Source organism: Curtobacterium sp. 458, from assembly GCF_030406605.1.
Classification (GTDB): Bacteria; Actinomycetota; Actinomycetes; order Actinomycetales; family Microbacteriaceae; genus Curtobacterium.
The window spans coordinates 2,037,468-2,062,174 of sequence record NZ_CP129104.1 but is presented as its reverse complement, the minus strand read 5'-3'; the positions used below and the strand labels follow the sequence as shown (position 1 = coordinate 2,062,174).

The following is a 24,707-nucleotide window of genomic DNA, read 5'->3' as shown; positions in this document are numbered from 1 at the left end:
CCTTCCGTCCCGGCGGTCCCGCGTCAGCCGCGGGGCTTGGCGGCGAGCATGCGCTCGAGGGCGACCCTGGCGTCGGCCTGGACGTCGGTGGGCACGACGATCTCGTTGAGGACCTCACCGCGGACGAGCGCCTCGAGCACCCACGCGAGGTAGCCGGGGTGGATCCGGTACATGGTCGAGCACGGGCAGACGACCGGGTCCAGGCAGAAGATCGTGTGCTGCGGGTACTCCGCCGCGAGCCGGTTCACCATGTTGATCTCGGTGCCGATCGCGAACGTCGTCGGCTCGGTCGCGGCCGCCACGGTCTTCCGGATGAGGTCGGTGCTGCCCGCGTGGTCCGCGGCGTCCACGACCGCCATCGGGCACTCCGGGTGGACGATGACCTGCACGCCGGGGTGGTCGCGTCGGGCCTGGTCGATCTGGTCGACGGTGAAGCGGCGGTGCACCGAGCAGAAGCCGTGCCAGAGGATCACCCGGGCGTCCTGCAGGGCCGCGACGTCGTTGCCGCCGAGCGCCTTCCGCGGGTTCCACATCGGCATGCGGTCGGTGCTGATCCCCATGGCCTTCGCGGTGTTGCGGCCGAGGTGCTGGTCGGGGAAGAACAGGACGCGCTGCCCGCGCTCGAACGCCCACTCGAGGACGGTCGCGGCGTTCGAGCTCGTGCAGACGATGCCGCCGTTCCGGCCGCAGAACGCCTTGAGGTCCGCCGCGGAGTTCATGTAGGTGACCGGGATGACCGGGACGCGTCCGTCGGCGTCCGGCTCGGTGCCGTAGACCGCCGTGAGCTCGGCCCAGGCCTGCTCGACGCTGTCGATGTCCGCCATGTCGGCCATCGAGCAGCCCGCGGCGAGGTTCGGCAGGATGACCCGCTGGTCGTCCCGCGCGAGGATGTCCGCCGTCTCCGCCATGAAGTGGACGCCGCAGAACACGATGGCCTCGGCGTCGGGCTTCGTCAGCGCGGCGTTGGCGAGCTGGAACGAGTCACCGAGGAAGTCCGCGTGCCGCACGACCTCGTCCCGCTGGTAGAAGTGCCCGAGGACGACGACGCGGTCGCCGAGGGTGGCCTTCGCCCGCTCGATGCGCTCGTGCAGTTCCTCGTCGCTCGCGGTCTTGTACTCGTCGGGGATGCCGCCCTGCCGGGGAGCCCCGGTCGGGATGACGTCGGACATCGACGACCCCGGACCGTAGCCGGGCCGGGAGTCGAAGTCCCACGTGGGCACCGCGAGGTCCGGTGTGCACGTGCTGCCGGCGGCGCCGCCGTTGGAGATGAGCTCGATCGTGGTCGCGATGGACACGGTGGTTCCTATCGGTTCGTTGGCTGCTCGGTCCGCTGCAGCGGACCGTTGTCCGCGTACGCGAGGTCGGGGTTGGAACGGTAGAGCCGGGCCGGACGGTGCCGTCCCCCGCTCGTGGTCTCGTCGGTGGGCAGGACCGCGTCGGTCTTCTCCACCTGTCGTCGGAAGTTCGCGGGGTCGAGCGCCCGCCCGAGCACGGCCTCGTACACTCCGCGGAGCTCGGCGAGGGTGAACCGGTCGCCGAGGAACGCCTGCGCGATCCGGGAGTACGACATCTTGTTCCGCAGCCGCCACAGGGCGTACTCGACGATGCGGTCGTGGTCGAACGCGAGCGGCGGGTGCTCGTCGGCGAGGAACCAGCGGACGTTCCAGTCGTCGGGCACGACGTTCGCCTCGTCCGGGTGCACCAGGGCCCAGTACACGATCGACACGACCCTGCTCGGGGAGCGGTCGACGTCCCCGAACGCGTAGAGCTGCTCGAGGTACCGCGGCTGCACGTTCGTGGTCTCCCGGAGGCGCGCCGCGGCGGAGTCCTCGAGCCCCTCGTCCGGTCGGACCCAGCCGCCGGGCAGCGCCCACGAGCCCTCGTACGGTTCCGCGACCCGACGCACGAGCGGCATCCACAGCGCCGGTGCACCCGTGTCCGGGTGCGGACGCAGCGCGACGATCACGGTGGACACCGCGACGCGGATGGAGGGCTCAGAAGATAGTGTCATGTTGACTCGAAGTGTTCGGGTTGCGATGACTCTATCACCGGGTTTCACGAGTCGGTAACACCGCCGAAAACTCGTCCGGGGAGCGCACGCCTACGGTGAGGGCATGACGACGGTGACGAGGATGCACGCGGTGGTGTCGGGCACGGTGCAGGGGGTCGGTTTCCGGTACTGGACGGCGCGGAAGGCCGACGGGCTCGACCTCGTCGGGTACGCGCGGAACCTGTTCGACGGGACGGTCGAGGTGGAGGCCGAGGGGCCGTCCGCAGCGGTCAACCGGCTCATGGACCTGCTGCACAGCGGGCCGCCCTCGGCCGAGGTGGCCGAGGTGACGCTCCGTCCGGTCATCCCGCACGGGGACACCGAGGGGTTCTCGATCCTGCACTGAGCGGGGCGTGCCGCTCGGCGCGCCGATACGGCGTGCGGCTCGGCTCGCCGGTGTCGGACGGAAGCGGAATAATCGAATCCGTTCAGGCGGTTGCCCTGTCTGCGCTCCGGCGCCCCCTCGTCCCGTACGTCGCGATCCACCAGGAGCCCCGCATGACCCAGGCCGTCGATTCCGCACCCCGCACCGGGAGCGTGACGCAGCCGTCCGCCGGCGAGACCCGGCTCGTGATCGGACTCCTGCTCGTCTCCGCGTTCGTGGTGATCCTCAACGAGACGATCATGGGCGTCGCGCTCCCCCGGCTCATGGACGACCTCGGCATCAGCGCGGCCACGGGCCAGTGGCTGACGACCGGGTTCCTCCTCACGATGGCCGTCGTCATCCCGATCACCGGGTTCCTGCTGCAGCGGTTCAACACGCGGCCGGTGTTCGTCTGGGCGATGAGCCTGTTCTCCGCCGGCACGCTCGTCGCGCTGCTCGCGCCGGGCTTCACGATGCTGCTCGTCGGGCGCATCGTGCAGGCGAGCGGGACGGCGATCATGATGCCGCTCCTCATGACGACGGTGCTCACGCTCGTCGAGCCGGCGCACCGCGGGCGCGTGATGGGCAACATCTCGATCGTCATCTCCGTCGCCCCGGCCGTCGGTCCGACGATCTCCGGGCTGATCCTCAACGCGTTCTCGTGGCGCTGGCTCTTCGGCTTCGTGCTCCCGATCGCGATCGCCGCGCTGATCCTCGGCATGGTCAAGGTGCGCAACGTGTCCACGCCGCGGAAGGCCCCGATCGACGTGCTCTCCGTCGCGCTGTCCGCCTTCGCGTTCGGCGGGCTCGTCTACGGACTGTCGAGCATCGGCGAGGCCGGGTCGACCGGGCCGCTCGTGCCGATCGTGTCGCTCGTGGTCGGCGTGGTCGCCCTCGCGGTGTTCGTGCTCCGACAGACCCGCCTGCAGCGCAGCGACTCGGCCCTGCTCGACCTGCGCACGTTCCGCACCGCCGGCTTCACCATCCCGATCGTCGCGATGGTCGTCAGCTTCATGGCGATGTTCGGCACGCTCATCCTGCTGCCGATCTACCTCGAGCGCGTCCTCGGGCTCGAGGTCCTGCAGGTCGGGCTCCTCCTGCTGCCCGGCGGGCTGATCATGGGGCTGCTGTCGCCAGTGGTCGGCCGCGTCTACGACCGTCGCGGCCCGCGGGTGCTGCTCGTCCCCGGCTCGATCATCGTCAGCGCCGTGCTCTGGGCGCTCTCGACCGTCGGCACCGGTACGAGCGTGTGGTTCGTCCTCGGTGCGCACGTCGTCCTGAGCATCGGGCTGGCGCTGACCTTCACGCCGCTCTTCACCTCGGCGCTCGGCGGGCTGCCGCCGAAGCTGTACTCGCACGGCAGCGCGGTGCTCGGTACCGCACAGCAGCTCGCCGGGGCCGCCGGCACGGCGCTCTTTGTGACCCTGCTCACCATCGGTGCGGCGGGCGCGGCGAGCTCGGGAGCAGCGGACGTCGCGGCGGCCACGGCGACGGGCGTACGGACGGCCTTCCTCGTCGGGGCGATCATCTCGCTCGCCGGCATCGTGACCGCGTCGATGGTCCGTCGACCCGCGACGCCGGAGGGTGCACCGGCTCCGTCGATGCACTGACGCTCGCCCGAGCACCAGACCGGTCCTGCGGCCGCGACGCCGCGTTCCCCTTCGCGCCCCCTCCCGGACATCGCGCCCCGTCACCACGGGGCGCGATGTCCGTGAGGGGGCGCGATTGCACCAGGGGCGCGGATGACCGGCCACGTGCCGCAGCGCCCGTCGGCCGCGCGTGGCATCGTGGGCGGCATGCGGTCGACGACGAGCGAGCTGAACTGGTCCGGCACGGTCACCTACACGGCGGAGCGCGTCGTCCGGCCCGGCTCCGTGGCCGAGGCCGCCGAGGTCGTCGCCCGCTCCCCGCGGGTGCACGGCCTCGGCACCCGGCACTCGTTCAACGACGTCGCGGACACCCCCGGCGTGCTGCTCGACCTCACGGGCGTCCCGACCGACCTCGTCGTCGACACCGACGCACGGACCGCGACGATGGGCGCCGGGACCCGGTACGGACTCGTCGCACCGGAGATCGACCGCGCCGGGTTCGCCCTGCACAACATGGGCTCGCTGCCGCACATCTCGATCGGCGGCGCGGTCGCGACCGGCACGCACGGCTCCGGCACGACGCTCGGTTCGCTGAGCACCGCCGTCCGCTCCCTCGAGCTGATCGGCCCGGACGGCGAGCTCCACACCGTGCGCCGCGACGACCCCGGGTTCGCGGGCACGGTCCTCCACCTCGGGCTGTTCGGCATCGTGACCCGGGTGACCCTCGACCTCCAGTCGACGTACGGCATGCGGCAGGACTCCTACGGCCCGGTCCCGTGGGACGTCTTCACCGCGCACGTCGCCGAGGTCCACGCCGCCGGCTACTCGGTGTGCTCGTACACGGTGTTCGGCGACGAGATCAGCGACGTGCTCGTGAAGTCCCGCGTCCCCGACGGCGCCGTCGACGTGACTGTGCCGGAACACCTCCTCGGTGCGCCGAAGCGGCCGGGGACACCGGGTGACGGGCACCACACCGCCCGCGACGGGTCGGTCGGTCCGTGGTGGGACCGCCTGCCGCACTTCCCCATCGAGTCGGTCCCGAGCGTCGGGTCCGAGGTCCAGAGCGAGCACTTCGTCCCGCTCCGGCACGCGGCGGCGGCCCTCGACGCCGTCCGGACGATGGCGGCGCGCATCCAGCCGCACCTGCACGTCTGCGAACTCCGGACGATGGCGGCCGATCCGTTCTGGCTGAGTCCGACCCAGGGTGAGGACGTGCTCTGCATCGCCTTCACCTGGAAGAAGCACCCGGCCGAGGTCGCGGCGCTCCTGCCCGACCTCGAGGGTCTGCTCGCCCCCTTCGACGGGCGGCCGCACTGGGGGAAGATGAGCTCCCTGGACGGCGAGGCGATCGCCGGGCTGTACCCGCGCCTCCCGGCCGTCCGCGACCTGGTCCGCGCCGCGGACCCGGACCGCGTCTTCGGCTCCGCCTTCGCCGAGCGCGTCCTCGGGGTCTGACGACGGCACGCCGACGGCGGCGGGACGCGGACGGGACGACGCAGCCGGGAGGCCCGTCCCGGCGCCGACCCGCTCCTCACGCCAGCGGCGTGACCGCCCCCGCCTCGCCGTCCCAGAACCGCACGCCGCCCACCTCGAGCACCTCGGGCAGCGGTGCCCGCCGGAGTGCCGCCAGCGCCCGCGGGAGATCGACGTCCCGGACCCGCCGTGCGAACGACACGTGCGGCGACCACGCACCCGGCAGCGAGGTGTCGACGCCGCCGGGCGCAGCGCGGTGGACGGCCTCGTGGAAGGCGGCGAGCGCCGGGTCGACGACGACGGCCCGGACGAGCACGGACCGCTCCGGACCGGCGGGGAAGAGCAGGACACCGCCGAGCCGGAGCGTCGCGGGCACGGGCGCGTCGAACCCGGTCGGAAGGGGCAGGTCCGGACCGGCAGCGAGGGTGACGTGCGGCGCGTTCGACGCCGACACGTGCCGACCGAGGCTCGGCAGGTCGTCAGCGATCAGCTCGTCCCACACTGCTCGGACGGCCGCGTCCGACGCCGGGGACAGGACGAGTTCGATGCTCCGCACCCGTCCGAGTGAACCCGACCGCGCTGTCACACGGCTGTAACACAGCGGAACGCAACTCGCGGCACCCGTGGGTCACCGGTCACACTCGTCGCACGCCACGGACCAGTGCTGCTCCGCGGGCGAGTCGAAGACCACGCACCGCTCACCCCACGAGGAGCACCATGTCCGCACCTGCACTGCCCCAGAAGCCGAAGGGCAAGCGTCCGATCGGCTGGATCGTCGCTGCGGCCGTCGTCGTCGTCGCGATCGTCGTCGCCGTGATCGTCGGTGCCGTCCGTGCCGGTGGTGACGGCGGAGCGGGTGCGACTGCCGACGGCGGTGCCGCCAAGACGGTGAAGATCGGTGTCGCGGACAAGGCGCTGCCGTACTGGAAGACCTACACGAAGCTCGCGAAGGAGAAACTGAACGTCACCGTGCAGCTCGTGAACTTCTCGGACTACTCGCTGCCGAACCCGGCGCTGAAGGACGGCCAGGTCGACATCAACCAGTTCCAGCACATCCAGTACCTCGCGGACTACAACGTCACCTCGGACGACGACCTGCAGCCGATCGGCTCGACGGCCGTCTACCCGCTGCCGCTCTACGCGACGAAGTACGACAGCGCCTCGGCCCTGCCGGCGGACGCGAAGGTCGCGATCCCGAACGACGCGATCAACCAGGCGCGTGCCCTCCTCGTGCTGCAGGACGCGAAGCTCCTCACGCTGAAGAACGGCGGGACGGCGTTCTCGACGACCGCTGACATCGAGACGCACAAGGTCGACGTGCAGACCCTCGACGCCTCGCAGACCGCGAACGCGCTGCAGCAGGGCTCCGTCGCCGCAGCCGTGGTGAACAACAACTTCGCGACCGCTGCCGGCCTGCCGGTCAAGGACGTCATCTCGAAGGACGACCCGTCGAGTGCCAGCGCAGCCCCGTACGTCAACGTGTTCGCCGTCCGGAAGGCCGACGAGGACGACACGACCTACCTGGCCCTCGCGAAGCTGTTCCAGGACAGCGCGGTGCAGAAGGCGTTCAAGGAGGACTACCCGCAGGCCGTCGCGCGCAACGTGAGCGCCTCCCAGCTGCAGAGCGAGCTCGCCACCGTCGAGCAGGACGCGAAGGCGGCCAAGCAGTAGTGTCTGCCCTCGTCGAACTCCGCGGCGTCTCGAAGCACTACCGCCGCGCCGACACCGGCGAGACCGTCACCGCGGTCGAGGACGTCTCCCTGGACGTGCACCAGGGAGAGGTCCTCGGGGTGATCGGCTACTCGGGTGCCGGCAAGTCGACGCTCGTCCGGCTCGTCAACGCCCTCGAGCTCCCGAGCTCCGGGTCGGTGACGGTCGCCGGCCAGGACCTGACGGCGATCCCCGAGCGGGATCGCCGTCAGGCGCGTCGGCGCATCGGGATGATCTTCCAGCAGTTCAACCTGTTCCGGTCCCGGACGATCGCGGGCAACGTCGCGTACCCGCTGAAGGTCGCCGGTGTCGGCAAGCAGGAGCGCGACCGTCGGGTGGCGGAGCTGCTCGACTTCGTCGGACTGCTCGACCGCGCCTACGCCTACCCCGAGCAGCTCTCCGGCGGGCAGAAGCAGCGCGTCGGCATCGCCCGTGCGCTCGCGTCGAACCCCGAGCTCCTGCTCGCCGACGAGGCCACGAGCGCCCTCGACCCGGACACCACGTCGGAGGTCCTCGGGCTGCTCCGCCGGGTGAACCGGGAGCTCGGCGTCACGATCATCGTCATCACGCACGAGATGGACGCCGTGCGGCAGATCGCGGACCGCGTCGCCGTCATGGAGCACGGCCGGGTGGTCGAGGTCGGCGACGTGTACGACGTGTTCTCGAAGCCGCAGACCCCGGCCGCGCAGCGGTTCGTCCGGACGGCCCTGCACGACCGACCGTCCGCGGAGCAGCTCGTGCGACTCCGTGAGCACCACACCGGTCGACTCGTCACCGTGCAGATCTCCGACGAGGTCGGCCTGCAGAACCGCATCGACGCCGCGTGGCGCGCGCACGGCGTGACGGCCGAACTCGTGTTCGGCGGTGTGGGCGAGATCCGGGAGCGCCGGATCGGCTCGCTCACCTACGAGCTGACGAGCGACGACCCGCACGCCGTCGACGAGGCCGTCCGCGACCTGCGTGCGAGCGGCACCACCGTGGACGAGGAGGCGGCGGCGTGAACAACACCTTCCAGAGCGTGATCGACACGTTCGACGTCTTCGTCGCCTCGGTGCGCGACACCCTCGTGATGACGATCATCTCGCTCGTCGTCGCCGGCGTGATCGGCCTCGCCCTCGGGCTCACGCTGTACGCCACCCGCCCGGGCAACCTGCTCGGCAACCGGACCGTCCACACCGTCGTCAACGTCGTCGTGAACATCGTCCGGCCGATCCCGTTCGTGATCCTCCTGGCCGCGATCGGTCCCCTGCAGCGGGAGGTCGTGGGCACCACCATCGGCGTCCCCGCGGTGACGTTCGCGATCTCCTTCGCGGCGTCGTTCGCCGTCGCCCGGATCGTGGAGCAGAACCTGCTCGCGGTGGACCCCGGCGTGGTCGAGGCCGCTCGGGCGTCGGGAGCGCACCCGGTGTCGATCTTGCTGACGGTGCTCATCCCGGAGGGCCTCGGGCCGCTCATCCTCGGGTACACGTTCATCTACGTCGGCATCGTCGACATGACGGCGCAGGGCGCGATCGTCGGTGGCGGCGGCCTCGGCGAGTACGCGATCAACTACGGCTCGCAGCGCTACGACTGGTGGATCGTCTACGTCTCGGTGGCGGCGATCGTGGTCATCGTCCAGCTCGGGCAGTTCCTCGGGAACCGTCTGGCGCGCGCGACGTTGCGTCGCTGACGCGACCGTGGACGGAGGGGGAGGCACGGAGCCAGCTGGCACCGCGCCTCCCGTCCGTCCGTCCGTGGTCACGACACCCCGCGCGCCACTCCCGAGCGGTCACGAAGTGTCGCTCCGACCGCACGACGGCGACGAATCGTGACCGCCTGCTGCCCGACGGACGGGGAGTCGTGACCCACGACGCACGATGCCGCAAGCCCCTCCACGTCGCTCCGAGCGCGACGCCGCGCCGTAGGTGTCAGGCCGCGGGGGCGTCGATCGTCGGGTAGCCGGCGGTGTCGCCGGGGTGCTCGTAGTGCGCCCGGACCAGGATCGGCCGGTGGTCGGACACCCCCGCGGGGAGCGTCTCGACGCCGGCGATGTGCAGGCCGACGCTGGTCGCGAAGTCGAAGTGCCCGGTGAACTTCCGGTAGCGCAGGTAGGTCGGCTGGTCCGAGAGCGACAGCGCGAAACCGTGCTGCTCGATCTTCCGGCGGAGGTTCGTCTGGAACCACGGGTAGTTGAAGTCGCCGACCATGATCGCCGGGGCCTCGCTCGAGAGGTCGCGGACGAACTGGTGCGCCGCCTCGATCTGCTTGCGGCGGAGGGAGTTCGTCGCGGTCAGGGGCGAGGCGTGGAACGAGGCGACGATGACCTCGGTGTCGGCCTCGCGGTCGCGGAGGTGCATGGCGATGAGCCGCTCGTGGGCGGGCGCGAGCACCCGGTCGTGCAGCGACTTCTGCAGCGAGTGGATGCTGAAGTCCTGGAGCTCGAAGCGGTCGTCGCGCTTGTAGATCGCGAGGCCCAGCCGGTTCGCCTTCGTCGACGCCGCGAGGGAGAGCCCACCGACGGACGGAGCGAGGTCGTTCGAGTCGCACTCCTGCACGCACAGGACGTCGGCCTGCGAGGCCTCGGCCAGGGACGCGAGTTCGCCGTTCGCGGTGTGCTCACGGAGGTTGTAGCTGACGACGCGGAGTGCGGTCGGCTGCACGTCGGCGTCGGGGTCGAGCGTCCCGTGCTGCTGTGGAGCGGCCATGCTGCCTTCCTGTTCCGGGTGGCGTCCTGTCCGGGGTACCGGGTCACCCTGCCGGAGCGAAACTACTCGGCCTCCGCAGCAGGTTCCTGAGACTGTAGCGCGGGACGGGTTTCCGGCGTGTGACCGGGTCGCGAACGGACAGCGGCGGCGGTGCGCCCGGTACACGTCAGGCGCGGACCCGCCCCCGCCGGGCGGGTCGCACGGTGTCCCCCGCCGTCCGGCTCATGAGCAAACCCTCGACGCACGCGACGACGAGGAGCGCCGCGATGACCCAGAACGCGGCCACGTACGGCCCCGACCCGCCGAGCCCCGACGCCGCGCGGATGACCACGGCGGCGACCGCGACGCCGAACCCCGCCGCCGTCTGCTGCAGCGTCGAGGAGAGCGTGTTCGCCGGGGTCATGTCCGCCTGCTCGACGTCGGCGAACGCGATCGTGTTGTACGCGGTGAACCCGACCGACCGAGCAGCACCGCTCACGACGAGCAGCACCGCGAGCAGCCAGAACGGGGTGTCCGGCGTCATGAACGCCATCGCCACGACGCTGAGCGCGGCGACGGCGGACGACACGACGATGACGGGCCGGTACCCGAACCAGCGGAGGAACGGAGTCGTCATGGGCTTGATGCCGAGGTTGCCGACGAAGACCCAGAGCACGGCGGACCCGGCGAGCACCGCGCTCCACCCCCACGCGTCCTGGAAGAGCAGCGGGAGCACGAACGGCACGGCCGAGACGGCCAGGCGGAAGAGGCTCCCGCCCGCATGCGACACCCGGAAGGTCTCGAGTCGGAAGGACTCGAGCCCCATGATCGGGTGCGGGGCCCGGCGGAAGTGCCGGATCGCGAGCCAGCAGCACACCGCGCCGACGACCCCGGAGACGACGACCGCGAGGACCGGCACCACGTCGAGCGCCAGCAGCGATGCCATCACGACGAGCGCGCCGAGGCCGAAGCACGCGAGCAGCGACCCGAGCCAGTCGAACGGCACGCGCTCCGGTGCCCGCTCCTGGGGCACGAGCACGAGCGCGGCGACGAACGCGACGACACCGAGGGGGATGTTGATGAGGAAGATCCAGTGCCACGTCAGGGTGTCGACGAGCACCCCGCCGACGAACGGCGCGATGATCGGCGCCGCCAACGCCGGCCAGGTCAGGATCGCGATCGCCGTGACGAGCTGGTCGCGTCCGGCGCTCCGGAGCACGACGAGCCGGCCGACGGGCACCATCATCGCGCCGCCGAGGCCCTGCAGGATGCGCCAGAGCGTCAGCTCCACGAGCCCCGTCGACGCGGCGCACAGTGCGGACGCGATCGTGAAGAGCGCGATCGCCGCGGCGAAGACGGTCCGCGAGCCGACGCGGTCGGTCACCCAGCCGCTCACCGGGATGAACACGGCCAAAGTCACGAGGTAGGCGGTGATCGCGACGCCGACCGCAGCCGAGTCGACCCCGAGGTCGCGGCCCATCGCGGGCGCGGCGGTCGCGAGGATCGTGCCGTCGAGCAGCTCCATGAAGAAGGTGCCGGCCACGAGGACGGCCACCGCCGTGCTGTGGGTCCGCCGTGGTGCGGGCGTCGATGTCGTCGTCGTCATGTCGAACGAAATGCTATGCCTGCTCGGGATCCGCGACGGCCCGTGCGACGAACGTTCTGCGTTGCACAATGGAGCGGCCACCAGCGTTGTCCGCACCGCGGCGGACGGACGAACGTGGCAGCACCGCACTCGACGAGGAGGCCCGATGACCACGCACGTGCTCGACGACGTCCTGCTGCCGGCGATGACGCTCCGCGAGTCCGCCCTCGCGTCCAACGCCGCCGTGATGCAGGCGTACGTCGACCGCCACGGCCTGCTGTTCGCGCCGCACATGAAGACCCACATGGCACCCGCCCTGGCCCGCCGGCAACTCGACCTCGGCGCGTGGGGCGTCACGGTCGCCTCCGTCCAGCAGGCCGTCGTGGCGTGGCGGCACGGCATCCACCGGATCCTCATCGCGAACGAGGTGCTCGACCCGGCCGGACTGGCCTGGATCGCGAGCCGTCGCACCGAGGACCCCGGTGCCGACGTCCTCTTCCAGGTCGACTCCCCCGCCGGCGTGACCGCGGCAGCGGACCACGGAGCACTCCCGGTGCTCGTCGAGGTCGGGTTCCCCGGCGGTCGCACGGGCGTCCGGTCCCCCGAGGACGGGATCGCCCTCGCACGCACCGCACACGACGCCGGCCTCGAGCTCCGCGGCGTCACCGGCTACGAGGGCGGGCTGCCCGGCCCCGACGAGGCCCGCGACTACGTGCGCGGCGTCCTCGCGGTCACCGCGGCGGTCCACCCGTTCGTCGGGGTGCCCCGGACGCTCCTGAGCATGGGCGGGAGCGCCTGGTTCGACGCGGTCGTCGAGGCCGTCGAGTCCCGGCCCGGTGACGTCGACGTCCTGCTGCGCTCCGGAGCGTCGCTGACGCACGACGACGGCTTCTACGCCGAGCGGACGCCCTTCGGCCGCCACCCCGAGGAGGGGCGGCTCGAGGCCGCCATCCGCGTCTGGGGTCGGGTCACCTCCGCCCCGGAGCCCGGCCTCGTGCTCGTGGCCGTCGGCAAGCGGGACATCAGCTTCGACGAGGGACTGCCGGTCGTGCGCGAGGTCCGGCCGGGAGGCACGGCTGACGCCCGCCCCGTGACTCCCGTCCCCGGGTCGGTCACCGTCACCCGCCTCGACGACCAGCACTGCTACCTGCGGACCACCGACGCGGCGCCCGACCTCGTCCCGGGGGACGTCGTGGTGTTCGGCATCTCCCACCCCTGCACGGTGTTCGACAAGTGGCGCCGGGTCCTCGTGCTCGCCGACGACGACACCGTGCTCGACACGATCGAGACGGAGTTCCGGTGAACACCTCACCCGACATCCCCGCCCGCAACGCCGCCCTGTCGCTCCGGCGCGGACTCCGGCTGCTCGACCACGTCGCCGAACGCACGCGGAACGGCGAGGTGTCGGTCAGCCTCGGCACCCTCGCCACGGAGCTCGGGACGTCGAAGTCGACCGTCCTCCGCCTGACGGCCCCGATGGTCGAGACCGACCTGCTCCGCCGGACCGCGGACGCCGGGTTCACGCTCGGGCTCGGGGCGCTGCTCCTCGGCCAGAGCTACCTCGAGGGCATCGACCTCCGGGCCGCCGCGGCCCCGTTCCTCCGCCGGACCGCCGAACGGACCGGGCTCACGTGCCACCTCGTCGTCCCGGACGGCACCGACATCGTCTACGTCGACAAGGTCGAGACGCGCGGGACCGTCCGCATGGGGTCCCGCATCGGCAACCGGCTGCCGATGCGCAACACCGCCTCGGGCAAGGCCATCGTGGCGTTCGGGGAGCCGGACCTGCTCGCCCGGGTGCTCGCGGAGCCCGTCCGGGCGATGACGGACCACACCATCACGGACGACGTGCGCTGGCGCCGCGAGGTCGACCGGACGCACCAGCGCGGCTACGGCATCGACGACCGCGAGAACGAACCGGACATCCGGTGCGTCGCCGCACCCGTGTTCGGCCACGCGAACCAGGTCGTCGGGGCGATGAGCATCTCCGGGCTCGCGTCGCGGTTCCCGGCGGCCGCGGTCCGCGAGCTCGGGTCGGGGGTCGTCCGGACGGCGCACGAGATCTCGGTCGCGCTCGGTTCGTCCTCCGCCCAGCTGGCACTGAACCGGACGGCGACGACCCGGAGCGCCCGGTGACCGGGCGGGTGGTCACCGTGGGCGAGACGATGCTCCTGCTCAGCGGACAGTCGGTCGGTGCCGTCCCCGACCTCGACGCGATGCGCGTCGACACCGGCGGCGCGGAGAGCAACGTCGCGATCGGCCTGGCCCGCGCCGGGGTGCCGACGACGTGGGTCGGCCGCGTCGGGACGGACCCGGCGGGCGACCGCGTCGTGGCGGACGTCCGCGGCGCGGGCGTCGACGTGGTCGCGGTCGCCGATGCGGACCGCTCGACCGGACTCATGATGAAGGAGCGGCTGGCCGACGGCCGGACCCGCGTGACGTACCACCGCCGAGGGTCTGCCGGGTCGGCGATCGGACCCGAGGACGTCCCCGCCGGACTCGTCGAGCAGGCCGCCCTCGTGCACCTCAGCGGGATCACCCTCGCGCTCTCGGACCGTTCCCGCGCCACCGTGGACGCCGTGCTCGACCGCGCCGAGGCCGCCGGTGTCCCCGTCTCCTTCGACGTCAACCACCGGCCGAAGCTCATCGACCCGGACACCGCACGCGTTCGCTACCGCGCGGTGGTCGAACGCTCGGCGACCGTGTTCGCGAGCGACGACGAGGCCCGGCTGGTGCTCGGCCGCGAGGAGCAGCCGGACGACGAGGACGACCTCGCGCGCGGTCTCGCGGCACTGGCCCACGGCACCGCGGTGGTGAAGCTCGGCTCCCGCGGAGCGGTGGCCTCGGTCGACGGCGTCCTGCACCGCCGAGCGGCGACGCCCGTCCGCGTGGTGGACCCCGTCGGTGCCGGGGACGCCTTCGTGGCCGGCTGGATCGCGGCCGTCCTCGGTGGCGCCGAGCCGGCGGTCGCGCTCGACCGCGCGGCGGACGCCGGGGCCCTCGCCTGCACCGTGGCGAGCGACTGGAGACTCCCGGACCCCGACGCGGTCGTCACCGTGGACGATGCCCCGGAGGTCGACCACGCCGTGCACGACCGCGTGGACCGCTGATGGTCACCCGACGACGAGCACGCGCGACGAGCACCCAGACGACAGGAGGACCCCGATGACCGACACCGCCGCCCCCACCACGACGGCCAGGCACCGCCACGACGCCGGACCCGCGGTCGCCGTCCTCCGCGGCGGCACGGGCGAGCACGTCGAGGACGTCATTCGGGTGCTCGTCGAGTCCGGGGTCCGAGCGATCGAGCTCACCACCAACACCCCGCGCTGGCAGGACGGCATCGCCTGGGCGGTCGACCGGTACGGCAGCGCCGCCGCGGTCGGCGTCGGGACCGTCATCGAACCCCGGCAGCTCGACGAGGCCGCCGCGCTCGGCGCGACCTTCGCGGTCAGCCCGCACACCGATCCCGCCATCGGCGAGCGCGCCCACGAGCGGGGCCTCGGCTGGTACCCGGGTGCGGCGACCCCGACGGAGATCGTCACGGCGTGGCGGCGCGGAGCCCGGGCGGTCAAGGTCTTCCCGGCCGCGCAGCTCGGCGGGCCGGCGTTCCTGAAGCAGGTGCTCGCACCGCTCGACTTCGTCGACGTGATCCCCACCGGCGGCATCGGCGTGGACGACGCGGCCGACTACCTCGCGGCGGGTGCGGTCGCGGTCGGCCTCGGCTCGCCGCTCGTCGGCGACGCCCTGCGGGACGGTGACCTCGACGGCCTCCGCACACGCGCGGAACGGCTCGTCGCGGCGCTGGCGCGATGACGGCGCCGGTGTTCCTCGCCGGCGGGTCGATCGTCGGCGACGACGGCCGGTTCCACCGCCGGGACGTCCTCGTCGCGGACGGCCGGGTCACCGAGGTCGGCGAACGGCTCCGTGTCCCCGCCGACGCAGCGGTGATCGACTGCTCCGACCGGGTCGTCATGCCGGGCTTCGTCGACGCGCACTCGCACGCGGGGTCCCTCGTGTTCGACGAGCGCGTGCAGCTCGCGCTCCTGCGCCAGGGCGTCACGACGATCGTCACCGGGCAGGACGGCGTCGGGCCGGCACCGGGCGACGGCTCGTACGCGGCCCGGTACTTCGCCTCGATCGACGGCCCGCACCCGACCTACCGCGGCGACGGGATCGCCGGGCTGCTCGCCACCTACGACGGTACGACGCCGCTCAACGTCGCGACGCTCGTGCCCGCCGGGACCGTCCGGTACGAGGTGATGGGCGACGACGACGGCCCCGCCGACGACGAGCAGCTCGACGCCATGCGCGCGCTCGTGCGACAGGGAACGGCGGACGGGGCGGTGGGCCTCGCGACCGGGCTCGACTACGTCCCCGGCCTGCACGCCTCGACCGAGGAGATCGCCGCCCTCGTAGCCGAGTCCGCCGCCGTCCGGGGCCGCTACGTGACGCACATGCGCGGTGGCTACGAGTCGAACGTCGCCGCGGGCATCGACGAGATCGTCCGCATCTGCCGCGCGGTCGGCGGCTCCGCACACGTGTCGCACCTGCACGCCCCCGTCCGGCTCGCCCTCGACGAACTCGACCGGGCCGCAGCGAACGGGGTGTCCCTGTCGTTCGACGCCTACCCCTACTCGCGCGGCTGCACGATCCTGTCGATGCTGCTCCTGCCCGCGGAGCTCGCCCGCCCGGGCACCGACGACCTCGCCCGGGCGCTGGCGGCCGACGGCGGTCGTGCGCGGGTCCGGGGCGCGGTGCTCGACCGGGTGCTCGGACGCGCGGACCTCGGCTCGGACTGGGCGGAGCAGATCACCCTGTCGCACGTGCCGGCCGCCGAGTTCCACGCGCTGCAGGGCCGGACCCTCGCGGACGCGGCGGAGGCCACCGGGACCGACCCGGTCGACCTCGCGCTCGACGTGCTCGTCGACTCGGAGCTGCAGGTGACCGTCGTGATGCGGGTACCCCGCCCGCGGACGTCGACCGAGCTGGCGGAGCTGTACCGGTACGGCGGCCACACCGGCGGCTCGGACGGCATCTTCGTCGGGACGCACCCGCACCCGCGGGCGTACGGCACGTTCGCCCGGTACCTCGGCGAGTACGCCCGGACCGGCCTGCTCTCGTGGTGGGAGGTCCAGGAGCACCTGTCGACGCTGCCCGCAGAGCTCTTCCAGTTGGACCGCCGCGGTGCCGTCGCGCCGGGCTGGACCGCTGACCTCGTGGTCGTGGACCCCGAGCGGGTCGCTGCGCGGTCGACGTACGCCGAGCCGATGCTGCTCGCCGAGGGCATCGACGACGTCCTCGTCGCGGGCGTCCCCGTGCTCCGGGACGGCGCGCTCACGGGGGCGACCCCGGGCGCGGGACTGCGACGGACGCCGTTCCGTCATCCCGCCCGGACGACCGCGTCCTGACAGCGGCGACCCGGCGCGTGGCGCGCGGTACGCCACGTGCCGGGTGAGGACCCGCTCAGGCGGAGGGCAGGACCGCCACGACGTCGATCTCGACGAGGATGCCCGCGAGGTGCGACTGGACCGTCGTGCGGACCGGGTACGGCTGCGTGAAGTGCTTCGCGTACTCCTCGTTGAACGCCGCGAAGTCGCGGTCGGAGTGCTCGAGGTGCACGGTCGACTTCACGACGTCGTCGAGGGTGGCCCCGTGCTCGGCGAGGACCGCCGCGACGTTCGCGAGCACCTGCGCGGTCTGTCCGGCGACGTCGTCGGCCATCGCACCGGTCGCGGGGTCCTGCGGGCCGAACCCGGCGGTGTAGAGGAAGCCGTTCGCGACGATGCCCTGGCTGTAGGGTCCGGCGGGCTTCGGCGCGTTGTCGGTGACGACGGCGGTCTTCGGCATGGTGCTCCTGTCGGTTGGATCGTTCCGTCCACCGTAGGCGGCGGCGCGCTCCGCGGCCCGGCCACCTGACGGCCGCTTTCCGTCCTGCACAACGCAGGGCGGGCCTCCCGGCTGGGTCTCCCAGGGAGCGGACGACTACCCTCGACCCGTGCCGCCCGAATCGACGCTCTCCGGATCGCTCGCGACCGGCCGACGGCGGTTCACCGACCTCGCGACCAGCCTGCCGGCCTGGTCCGCCGTGCTCCTGGTGTGGTTCGGCGGGCGCGTCGTGTCGACGTTCTGGCTGGCGCTGGCGTACCCGCTGATCGGTCGTGCGCTCCCCGCCAACGCGATCTGGGGCAACGACCACGGGTTCCTGACCTTCCTGACGGCGTGGGACGGGCAGTACTACCAGCAGATCTCGCTGCACGGCTACCCGACGACGCTGCCGACGGACGCGGCCGGCCACGTGACGCAGAACGCGTGGGCGTTCCTGCCGGCCTTCCCGTTCGCCATCCGCATGCTCACGGCGTCCACCGGCATCACGTTCGAGGTCGGTGCGCCCCTGATCGCCCTCGGCGCCGGACTCGTCGCCGCGTTCCTGCTGTACCGGCTCGTCAGCGACCACGCCGGGCACCGCGCGGGCATGTGGGCCGTGTTCTTCTTCACGTGCGGCCCGCTGTCGTTCCTGCTGCAGGTCGGGTACGCGGAGAGCACGTTCCTCGCACTGACCTTCGGTGCGCTCCTCGCACTCGAGCGCCGACGGTACGGCCTCCTCACCCTGCTCGGCGTCGTCGCGGCGTTCACCCGCCCCGGCGCCCTCGCGATCCCGCTCGTGCTCGGGGTCGTGGTGCTCGTCCGCTGGGTGCGTGCCCGTCGCGCCGACCGGGCCACGGGGACCGCCGACCGCACGCTCGACGGCTTCCCGCTGCGCGAGCGCCTCGCGGCCGTGGGGTCCGGGCTCGTGATGGCCGCCGCGGGGGTCGCCTGGCCACTCATCGCGTCGCACGTGACCGGCACGCCGAACGCCTACCTCGAGACCGAGATGTCCTGGTGGGTGAACTTCATCGGTCGGGTCGACTTCGCGCCGATGACGCCGTGGTTCCTCATCGCGTCGCGGTGGCTCGGCGTCGGGGGCGTGTTCATCGTCGTGTTCCTGCTCGTCGCGTACCCCGTGTGGCTGCTCCGGCGCTCGACCCGGCAGCTCGGGTCGACGACCGTGCTCTACTCGGCGGCGTACGCGCTGTACATCTTCGCGGTGTCGCTCCCGATGGCCTCGACGCCGCGGCTGCTCATGCCGCTGGCACCGCTGTTCGGGTCACCCGAACTCGTCGCGAAGCCCTGGATGCGGTGGACCTTCGTGTCCTGCGCGCTCCTCGGGCAGCCGGTGCTGGTGGCGGTGCTGTGGCTGCTCGGCCCGCCGTGACCCGCTGACGCGACGCCGCACCTTGCCCGCCCGGCGTCGCCGTGGAACGACGAAGCCGCTGTCGTGCGACAGCGGCTTCGTCGTTCCACAGCGGCAGGGCCCTAGAGCTCGACCGTCCCGTGGTCGCCCGTGTCGGGCTGGCTCTGCTTGCCGAGTGCGGCCTTGAGGGTCTGCACGAGACTCCCCACGGGGCCGGTGTCCTGGGTCCAGTACTCGACCGAGTCCCCCTCGACCGTGAGGAGCCGGATCGACGGGTCCTTGCGTCCCTCGGGGAACCAGGCCTCCGCGAACGGGGACCACAGCTCGTCGATGACGGTCTCGTCCTGCGTCACGGTGGCGGTGCCGGCGATCGACAGGTACCCGCCCTGCGACTCGATCGCGACGTTCACGTGCGGGTTGCGGGCGATGTCCTCGACCTTCTCGCTGCCGTCCTGCACCAGGAAGCGGAGCGTCCCGTTGAACGCCTTGTCCTGCACCGCCAGCGGCCTCGCGTGCAGCGCGCCGTCGGCGTTGACCGTGGTGAGGAGCGCCGTGCGGGCTCCGTGGACGATGTCCGAGATGGCTGCTCGCTGGTCGGCCTGGGTGTCGGTCATGGTTGGTCCTCCTCGTCGTGCGCCCCGTTGTGCCCGACGTGCGGCCGGGTCTCCCCGGGGCGCGTTCCGTTCGGACCAGTGTGCTCCGGGACGCTGGGACGCGTCTGCCTGGAGGCCCGGTGCGCGCCCGCGCCGTCGGTCGCGCCCGGTGGTCGCCCAGCCCGTCACGCGCGGTCGCGTCGTCAGACGGCGGGTTCGCGGATGGTGGTCTCGACGTCGACCACCTGCGGGATCCGCGGCATGGACGCGAACCCGAACGCCACCGGCGGGTCGAGCGGGGCGATCGACCCGAGCGGCGCTCCTGCCCACGTGCCCCGCACGCCCGTGACGTCGTGCGCCCCGGTCACGCCGTAGTACTCGCGACGACCGTTCCCCGCCGTGCCCGCCGTCCCGGCCCCGGGTGCGAGGAGTCGGGCGACCGGGTCGATCACGGTGAGCCACCGCCAGTCCCGGGCGACCGGCTTCGGGACGATGCGGAGCACCCGCCCGAGCGGTGAGATCCCGCCGACGTCGATCGAGGCCTGCAGGGGTCCGGCGTCGAGCTCGAGGCCGCGGGCGGTCCGGCGCGTCCGGACGTCGACGACCGAGACGGTGTCGAACCGGTAGGTGCCGGAGACGTACGCCGCGACGAGCTCGTCGGGCGCGAGCAGCACCGAGCTGCCGTCGGCCTGCTCGAGGAAGACGTCCGTGAACGGACCGAACGGCGACCGCTCCCACATCCCGACGACGATCCGGACGCCGGACGTGCTGCCGACGCCGAGGATCTTCCCGCGGAAGCGTCGTTCGGTGGGCTCGGGGTTCCGGGACATGCGCCGGACGCTACCCGCGCCCGCCGAGAGCGACGTGACGGGCGCGCACCGTGCCTCCACGCCGGACCGGGTGTGACGAGGGCACGCGACCCGCCCGCACCACCGTGCTCAGGGCACCGGCACCGGCTCCGCGAGCAGCTCGCGGACCCGGGGCGCGACCTGTGTGCCGTAGAGCTCGATCGACCGCATCATGTCGTCGTGCGGCAGGCGGCCCGTCGCGTAGCGCATGTCGAACCGCGAGACCCCGAGGATCCGCATGTTCCGTGCGATCTTCCGCGCGACCGTCTCGGGCGAACCGACGTACAGCGAGCCGCCCGCGGAGAGCCCGGCGCGGTACCCGGCGACGTCGAGGGGCGGCCAGCCGCGCTCCCGGCCGAGCTGGTCGGTGACGGCTTTGTGGTACGGCCAGTAGCGCTCGGCGGCCTCTTCGTCGGTGGCGGCCACGAACCCGGGCGAGTGCATCGCGATGGGCTGCTGCGGCAGCTCCAGCTGGGTCAGGGCCTGGCGGTAGAGCCGCGAGAACGGTGCGAACTGCGCGGGCTGCCCGCCGATGATCGCGAGGAACAGCGGCATGCCGTACGAGGCGGCGCGGATGACGGACTGCGGGGAGCCGCCGACGCCGATCCAGGTCGGGATGGGGCCGTGCTCGAGCTTCGGGAAGACGTCCTGGTCGACGAGCGGCGCCCGCTTCGTGCCGGACCAGGTCACCTTGTCGCCGCCGCGGAGGGCGGCCCAGAGCTGCAGCTTCTCCTCGAAGAGGACCTCGTAGTCGCTCAGCTCGTGGCCGAAGAGGGGGAACGACTCGGTGAAGGACCCGCGGCCGAGGATGACCTCGGCGCGCCCGTCGGAGATCGCGTCGACGGTGGCGAAGCGCTCGTAGACGCGGACCGGGTCGTCCGAGGAGAGCACGGTGACCGCGGAGCCGAGGCGGATGTCCTTCGTCGAGGCGGCGATCGCGGCGAGGACGACCTCGGGTGCACTGACGATGAAGTCGGCACGGTGGTGCTCGCCGACGCCGATGAAGTCGATGCCGAGCTGGTCGGCGAGCACGGCCTGCGCGACGACGTCGCGGATGCTCTGCGCGTCCGACTTCACCGAGCCGTCGGGGAGTTCGGTGACGTCGCCGAACGTGTCGAGGCCGAGCTGCACGGGGCCGACGCGGTCGGGTGCGGGCGGCGGCACGTCCGAGGGGCGGTCGGTGCCGAATGCGTTGCTCATGGATCCTCCTGCGGCGTGCCGTTCAATGCGTATGCATGAATCTACCACGGATCGGTGGCGCGCAGCAGCCCCGCACCCGCCCCGAGTACCGTCACGCCCATGCCGCAGATCCCCGACCAGACCGGCCGCCGCATCGTCGTCACCGGAGCGAACAGCGGGACCGGCAAGGAGACCGCCACCCGCCTCGCCGCCGCCGGCGCGTCCGTGGTGCTCGCCGTCCGGACCGTGTCCAAGGGCGAGGACGCCGCTCGTGACGTCCGCGCCGCCCATCCGGACGTCGACGTCGAGGTCCGCGAGCTCGACCTCGCCGACCTCGCGAGCGTCCGCCGGTTCGCCGACGGCATCGCAGCGGACGACCGACCCCTCGACGTCCTCGTGAACAACGCCGGCGTGATGGCGCCGCCGAAGCGCTTCGAGACGGTCGACGGCTTCGAGCTCCAGTTCGGCACGAACTTCCTCGGCCCGTTCGCCCTGACGAACCTGCTGCTCCCGGTCCTGCTGCGCGCCGAGGCTCCTCGCGTCGCGACCATGTCCAGCCTCGCCGCGCTCTTCGGCACCGTCCGGTTCCCCGACCTGCAGTGGGAGCGCGGCTACAACGGCTGGCGGGCGTACGGCCAGTCGAAGCTCGCCGACCTGCTCCTCGCGCTGCACCTGCACCGTCTCGCGGTGGAGCGGGACTGGGACCTCGTCAGCACGGCGGCGCACCCGGGCTACACGCGGACGAACCTGCAGTCCGCTGGGCGGTCGCTCGGCCGGTCGAAGCCGGTCCGGACGCACGACCGTGCGCTGCCGTTCACGCAGGACGTCGAGCAGGGGTCGGAACCGCTGCTGTACGCGGCCGTCGGACCGAACGCCGTCGGGGGCGCCTACTACGGGCCCGCGGGCTTCGGCGGCCTCACCGGCCCCACCACGGTGGCGTCGGTCCCCCGGTCGGCCCGGAGCGCCGACCTCGCCCGCTCGCTCTGGGCGGTCGCCGAAGACCTCACGGGGACGGCGCCGCCCGCCTGACCGGCCTGGAGGCGCGGTGCGCGCCCGCCCGCCGGCTCACCAGCGCAGGTGGTCGCGCTCCAGGGCTCCGCTCACCGCCGCGAGCAGCGCGCGCTGACCACGGGCGGTCGGGTGCACGTCGTCGGCCTGCATCCACGCCGGGTGCCCGCGGAGCGGCTGCCCCAGGTCGAGCCAGGACCCGCCGACGCCGGCCACCGCGGTGTGCATCGCCGCCGAGATCGTGGCGAGCTGGGCGGGCGGGGCGTCCTGGTCCCAGACCGCGCTGAGGCCGACGACCCGGGCCCGCGGCAGGAGTCGGTGCACGGCCGCGACGAGCTGCTGCGTCGCGCCGTCGAGCTCGTCGTCGTCTTGCCCGAGGTCGTTCGAGCTGGCCTGCAGCACCACCACCGCGGGGTGGAGCGCCGCGGCCTGCTCGGCGAGCTCCTCGTACGTCGCCGAGCACTGGTCGTCCCCCTCGGCGAGCACCCCGGCACCGTCGCAGCCGAGGTCGGTCAGCCGGAGGTGGTCGCGTGCGGCGAGGAGCTCGGGCCACGCCTGCGCCGGCCGGAGTCCGTGCCCGATCGTGATGGAGTCGCCGATGACGACCACGCGTGCCCCGGTCGGCAGCGACCCGATCGACAGGACCGCCGACTCGTCCGACGAGCAACCGGCGAGCACGCCGCAGAGCGCCACCGCGACGGCGACGACGAGGGCTGCTCGGGAGGGACGGCGCACGGCGCGTCCGTCAGAACTGCACGTCGTCGCGGGTGAACGCCGCCGTGACCGCGGCCGCGATCGCCTGCTGACCCCGCACCGTCGGGTGCACGTCGTCCGACTGCATCCAGTCCGCGTGACCCCGCAACGGCTCGCCGATGTCCACGTAGGTCCCACCCTCGCGCTGGAGTGCCACGCGCATCGCCTTCGAGATCTTCGCGAGCTGCGCGGGCGGTGCATCCTGGTTCCAGATCGCGCTGAGTCCGATCACCCGGGCGCGCGGCATCCGCCGGTGCACGTCGTCGACGACCTGGTCGGTGGCGCTCCGGATCTCGGCGGTGTCGAGCCCGAGGTCGTTCGAGCTCGCCTGCAGCAGGACCACCTGCGGACGGAGTCCGACCGCGCGCTTCACGAGCGTCGGGTAGGCGCTCGCACAGTCGTCGTCGTCCCCGAGCGCTGCCACCCCGGCACCGTCGCAGGACAGGTTCGTGAGGGACCAGCCGTTCGTGTCGGCCATCAGCGCGGGCCAGGCCTCCGCGGTCGTGAGGCCGTGCCCGCCGGTGATCGAGTCGCCGATCGCGACGACACCGACGTCCTCCGCCTCGTCCCACGGGGTGCCGGGCCCCGGCGTGGGCGTCGGACGCGCGCTGGCGCTCGGCGACGACTCCGCACCGACGGCGGCGGAGGGCTGCTCACTGCAGGCGCCGAGGGCGAGCACGGCGAGCGCCGCGACGCCGACGACGAGCACGCTCCGGGTCCTGGTGGTCACGGAGCGCGAAGCTACGCCCGCAGGCCACGGCCCGCCCGTGCGTGGCGCTGCGGGTGTGCTCAGGCGCGGCGCAGCTCGGGAGGGTCGGCGCGGTGCCGGGTCGGTCAGGCGCGGTGCAGTTCGACCGAGCCGTCGAGTCGTCCGGGCTCGGTGAGCCGCGCGTGCTGCAGGACGGTCCGCTCGGGTCCGACCGCCGCGGCGACGATCGACAGCGTCGTCATGTGCCCCTCGGCCTCGTGGGCGTCGCGGAGGATGGCGTCCGGGTGGTCCGTCGGCAGCTCGGCGGAGGCGGCGAGCACGCCGAACCAGCCGCTCCAGCCGTCGCCCGCGTCCTCACCGGCGTCGGCGGTGCGCAGTTCGTCGAAGGGCCCGAGCACCGGGGGCCCGACCGGGGCGTCGACCGCGCGGAAGGCCTCGAGCCACCGGCCGATGCGGGGTGCGGCGGGGTCGTCCGGCTCGCCGTGCGTCACCATGTGCACGCCCGGCTCGAGCTCGGTCGTGCGGACGGCCGCGCCGTCCCAGGTGACGACCTCGGCGCCGCCGGCCGTGGCGCGCACGAGGTTGAACGCGCGGGTGGTCGGCAGGGTGCCGTCGTGGCCGGGCAGGACGCCGGTGACCGCGTCGAGCGGCACGACGCCGCGGGTCGTCCACGTGCCGTCCTCGCTCGGCACCGGCTCGCCGCGGTTCAGCACGACCGCGAGTCCGGCGGCGTCGGACGCGGCGAGCCAGGCTCCGCCGGCCGAGCGGTCGCGCACACCCCGGACGCCGGGGTCGAGGTCCGGCCACCAGGCCGCGGGCGGGTCCCACGGACGCTCGGGCGACTCGTCGCGGAGGGCGAGCACCGTGACGGGCCACTCGGAGCCGGGCGCGACGCGGACGACGACGGTGCACATGGGTCCGATCCTCGCACGGGCACCGCCGGTAGCGT

Annotated in this window: 25 protein-coding genes; 13 read left to right on the top strand and 12 right to left on the bottom strand. The window is 72.8% G+C overall.

The annotated features are described in order from the left end of the window. Nucleotides 1-23 precede the first annotated feature (23 nt). Together nadA and QPJ90_RS10275 are read right to left on the bottom strand one after the other, a co-directional pair. Nucleotides 24-1,295: a quinolinate synthase NadA gene (gene nadA, locus QPJ90_RS10280; RefSeq protein ID WP_290131151.1), complete on the bottom strand. Its 1,272-nt coding sequence runs from the start codon at nt 1,293-1,295 to the stop codon at nt 24-26. Nucleotides 1,296-1,303: 8 nt separating this feature from the next. After that, on the bottom strand, nt 1,304-2,011 hold the full coding sequence (locus QPJ90_RS10275) for an NUDIX domain-containing protein (RefSeq protein WP_290131150.1): 708 nt from the start codon (nt 2,009-2,011) through the stop codon (nt 1,304-1,306). A gap of 103 nt (nt 2,012-2,114) precedes the next feature. On the opposite strand from QPJ90_RS10275, the gene QPJ90_RS10270 reads away from it, so the two are divergent. The 3 genes from QPJ90_RS10270 to QPJ90_RS10260 all read left to right on the top strand — a co-directional run bounded on the left by QPJ90_RS10270 (nt 2,115) and on the right by QPJ90_RS10260 (nt 5,458). Beyond that, entirely contained in the window at nt 2,115-2,396 is a 282-nt protein-coding gene (locus QPJ90_RS10270) for an acylphosphatase (RefSeq protein WP_290131149.1), read from the top strand. Between the two features lie 152 nt (nt 2,397-2,548). After that, on the top strand, nt 2,549-4,024 hold the full coding sequence (locus tag QPJ90_RS10265) for an MDR family MFS transporter (protein WP_290131148.1): 1,476 nt from the start codon (nt 2,549-2,551) through the stop codon (nt 4,022-4,024). A gap of 132 nt (nt 4,025-4,156) precedes the next feature. Continuing rightward, complete coding sequence (locus QPJ90_RS10260; RefSeq protein WP_290131147.1) at nt 4,157-5,458, top strand: FAD-binding protein; 1,302 nt, start codon at nt 4,157-4,159, stop codon at nt 5,456-5,458. A gap of 76 nt (nt 5,459-5,534) precedes the next feature. On the opposite strand, the gene QPJ90_RS10255 is transcribed toward QPJ90_RS10260, so the two are convergent. After that, the gene (locus QPJ90_RS10255; RefSeq protein WP_290131146.1) at nt 5,535-6,032 is read right to left on the bottom strand and encodes a 2'-5' RNA ligase family protein; all 498 of its coding nucleotides are present in this window, start codon (nt 6,030-6,032) and stop codon (nt 5,535-5,537) included. 161 nt (nt 6,033-6,193) lie between these two features. Between QPJ90_RS10255 and QPJ90_RS10250 the strand changes: the two genes are divergently transcribed. Genes QPJ90_RS10250 through QPJ90_RS10240 form a run of 3 tightly spaced genes read left to right on the top strand, consistent with a single transcriptional unit; the run spans nt 6,194 to nt 8,855 of the window. After that, nucleotides 6,194-7,147, top strand: coding sequence for a MetQ/NlpA family ABC transporter substrate-binding protein (locus QPJ90_RS10250; RefSeq protein ID WP_290131145.1), 954 nt, complete (start codon nt 6,194-6,196; stop codon nt 7,145-7,147). Beyond that, nucleotides 7,147-8,187 carry a methionine ABC transporter ATP-binding protein gene (locus tag QPJ90_RS10245; RefSeq protein WP_290131144.1) on the top strand — a complete coding sequence of 347 codons (1,041 nt, stop codon included), beginning with the start codon at nt 7,147-7,149 and terminating at the stop codon, nt 8,185-8,187. The genes QPJ90_RS10250 and QPJ90_RS10245 overlap by 1 nt, the downstream gene beginning before the upstream one ends. Then, entirely contained in the window at nt 8,184-8,855 is a 672-nt protein-coding gene (locus tag QPJ90_RS10240) for an ABC transporter permease subunit (protein WP_290131143.1), read from the top strand. Before QPJ90_RS10245 ends, QPJ90_RS10240 begins: the two co-directional genes overlap by 4 nt. Nucleotides 8,856-9,093: 238 nt before the next feature. Here the strand turns inward: QPJ90_RS10240 and QPJ90_RS10235 are convergent, their stop codons facing one another. Further along, nucleotides 9,094-9,870 carry an endonuclease/exonuclease/phosphatase family protein gene (locus tag QPJ90_RS10235; RefSeq protein ID WP_290131142.1) on the bottom strand — a complete coding sequence of 259 codons (777 nt, stop codon included), beginning with the start codon at nt 9,868-9,870 and terminating at the stop codon, nt 9,094-9,096. Between the two features lie 166 nt (nt 9,871-10,036). Further along, entirely contained in the window at nt 10,037-11,455 is a 1,419-nt protein-coding gene (locus tag QPJ90_RS10230; RefSeq protein WP_290131141.1) for an MFS transporter, read from the bottom strand. 145 nt (nt 11,456-11,600) lie between these two features. On the opposite strand from QPJ90_RS10230, the gene QPJ90_RS10225 reads away from it, so the two are divergent. The 5 genes from QPJ90_RS10225 to QPJ90_RS10205 are packed head-to-tail and all read left to right on the top strand — an operon-like array spanning nt 11,601 to nt 16,845. Beyond that, nucleotides 11,601-12,737: an alanine racemase gene (locus QPJ90_RS10225; RefSeq protein WP_290131140.1), complete on the top strand. Its 1,137-nt coding sequence runs from the start codon at nt 11,601-11,603 to the stop codon at nt 12,735-12,737. Beyond that, the gene (locus QPJ90_RS10220) at nt 12,734-13,570 is read left to right on the top strand and encodes an IclR family transcriptional regulator (protein ID WP_290131139.1); all 837 of its coding nucleotides are present in this window, start codon (nt 12,734-12,736) and stop codon (nt 13,568-13,570) included. The genes QPJ90_RS10225 and QPJ90_RS10220 overlap by 4 nt, the downstream gene beginning before the upstream one ends. Beyond that, the gene (locus QPJ90_RS10215) at nt 13,567-14,544 is read left to right on the top strand and encodes a sugar kinase (protein WP_290131138.1); all 978 of its coding nucleotides are present in this window, start codon (nt 13,567-13,569) and stop codon (nt 14,542-14,544) included. The genes QPJ90_RS10220 and QPJ90_RS10215 overlap by 4 nt, the downstream gene beginning before the upstream one ends. A gap of 55 nt (nt 14,545-14,599) precedes the next feature. Then, entirely contained in the window at nt 14,600-15,250 is a 651-nt protein-coding gene (locus tag QPJ90_RS10210; RefSeq protein ID WP_290131137.1) for a bifunctional 4-hydroxy-2-oxoglutarate aldolase/2-dehydro-3-deoxy-phosphogluconate aldolase, read from the top strand. After that, entirely contained in the window at nt 15,247-16,845 is a 1,599-nt protein-coding gene (locus tag QPJ90_RS10205) for an amidohydrolase family protein (RefSeq protein WP_290131136.1), read from the top strand. The genes QPJ90_RS10210 and QPJ90_RS10205 overlap by 4 nt, the downstream gene beginning before the upstream one ends. A 55-nt stretch (nt 16,846-16,900) precedes the next feature. Here the strand turns inward: QPJ90_RS10205 and QPJ90_RS10200 are convergent, their stop codons facing one another. Then, the gene (locus tag QPJ90_RS10200) at nt 16,901-17,284 is read right to left on the bottom strand and encodes a Rid family hydrolase (RefSeq protein WP_290131135.1); all 384 of its coding nucleotides are present in this window, start codon (nt 17,282-17,284) and stop codon (nt 16,901-16,903) included. Nucleotides 17,285-17,432: 148 nt separating this feature from the next. Between QPJ90_RS10200 and QPJ90_RS10195 the strand changes: the two genes are divergently transcribed. Beyond that, entirely contained in the window at nt 17,433-18,689 is a 1,257-nt protein-coding gene (locus QPJ90_RS10195) for a hypothetical protein (protein WP_290131134.1), read from the top strand. Nucleotides 18,690-18,790: 101 nt separating this feature from the next. Here the strand turns inward: QPJ90_RS10195 and QPJ90_RS10190 are convergent, their stop codons facing one another. From QPJ90_RS10190 to QPJ90_RS10180, 3 genes are all read right to left on the bottom strand, one after another. Beyond that, on the bottom strand, nt 18,791-19,282 hold the full coding sequence (locus QPJ90_RS10190) for a pyridoxamine 5'-phosphate oxidase family protein (protein ID WP_290131133.1): 492 nt from the start codon (nt 19,280-19,282) through the stop codon (nt 18,791-18,793). Nucleotides 19,283-19,464: 182 nt separating this feature from the next. Then, a complete protein-coding gene (locus QPJ90_RS10185; protein ID WP_290131132.1) occupies nt 19,465-20,091 on the bottom strand; it encodes a hypothetical protein in 627 nt (208 codons plus the stop codon). A gap of 108 nt (nt 20,092-20,199) precedes the next feature. Further along, nucleotides 20,200-21,309: an LLM class flavin-dependent oxidoreductase gene (locus tag QPJ90_RS10180; protein ID WP_290131131.1), complete on the bottom strand. Its 1,110-nt coding sequence runs from the start codon at nt 21,307-21,309 to the stop codon at nt 20,200-20,202. A gap of 99 nt (nt 21,310-21,408) precedes the next feature. Between QPJ90_RS10180 and QPJ90_RS10175 the strand changes: the two genes are divergently transcribed. Continuing rightward, nucleotides 21,409-22,317 (top strand): SDR family oxidoreductase, encoded by a 909-nt coding sequence (locus QPJ90_RS10175; RefSeq protein ID WP_290131130.1) that lies wholly within the window; start codon nt 21,409-21,411, stop codon nt 22,315-22,317. 36 nt (nt 22,318-22,353) lie between these two features. On the opposite strand, the gene QPJ90_RS10170 is transcribed toward QPJ90_RS10175, so the two are convergent. The 3 genes from QPJ90_RS10170 to QPJ90_RS10160 form a co-directional block, all read right to left on the bottom strand. After that, nucleotides 22,354-23,031, bottom strand: coding sequence for an SGNH/GDSL hydrolase family protein (locus tag QPJ90_RS10170; protein ID WP_290131129.1), 678 nt, complete (start codon nt 23,029-23,031; stop codon nt 22,354-22,356). Nucleotides 23,032-23,041: 10 nt separating this feature from the next. Continuing rightward, on the bottom strand, nt 23,042-23,779 hold the full coding sequence (locus QPJ90_RS10165) for an SGNH/GDSL hydrolase family protein (RefSeq protein WP_290131128.1): 738 nt from the start codon (nt 23,777-23,779) through the stop codon (nt 23,042-23,044). Between the two features lie 104 nt (nt 23,780-23,883). After that, nucleotides 23,884-24,672: an NRDE family protein gene (locus QPJ90_RS10160; RefSeq protein ID WP_290131127.1), complete on the bottom strand. Its 789-nt coding sequence runs from the start codon at nt 24,670-24,672 to the stop codon at nt 23,884-23,886. Nucleotides 24,673-24,707 lie beyond the last annotated feature (35 nt).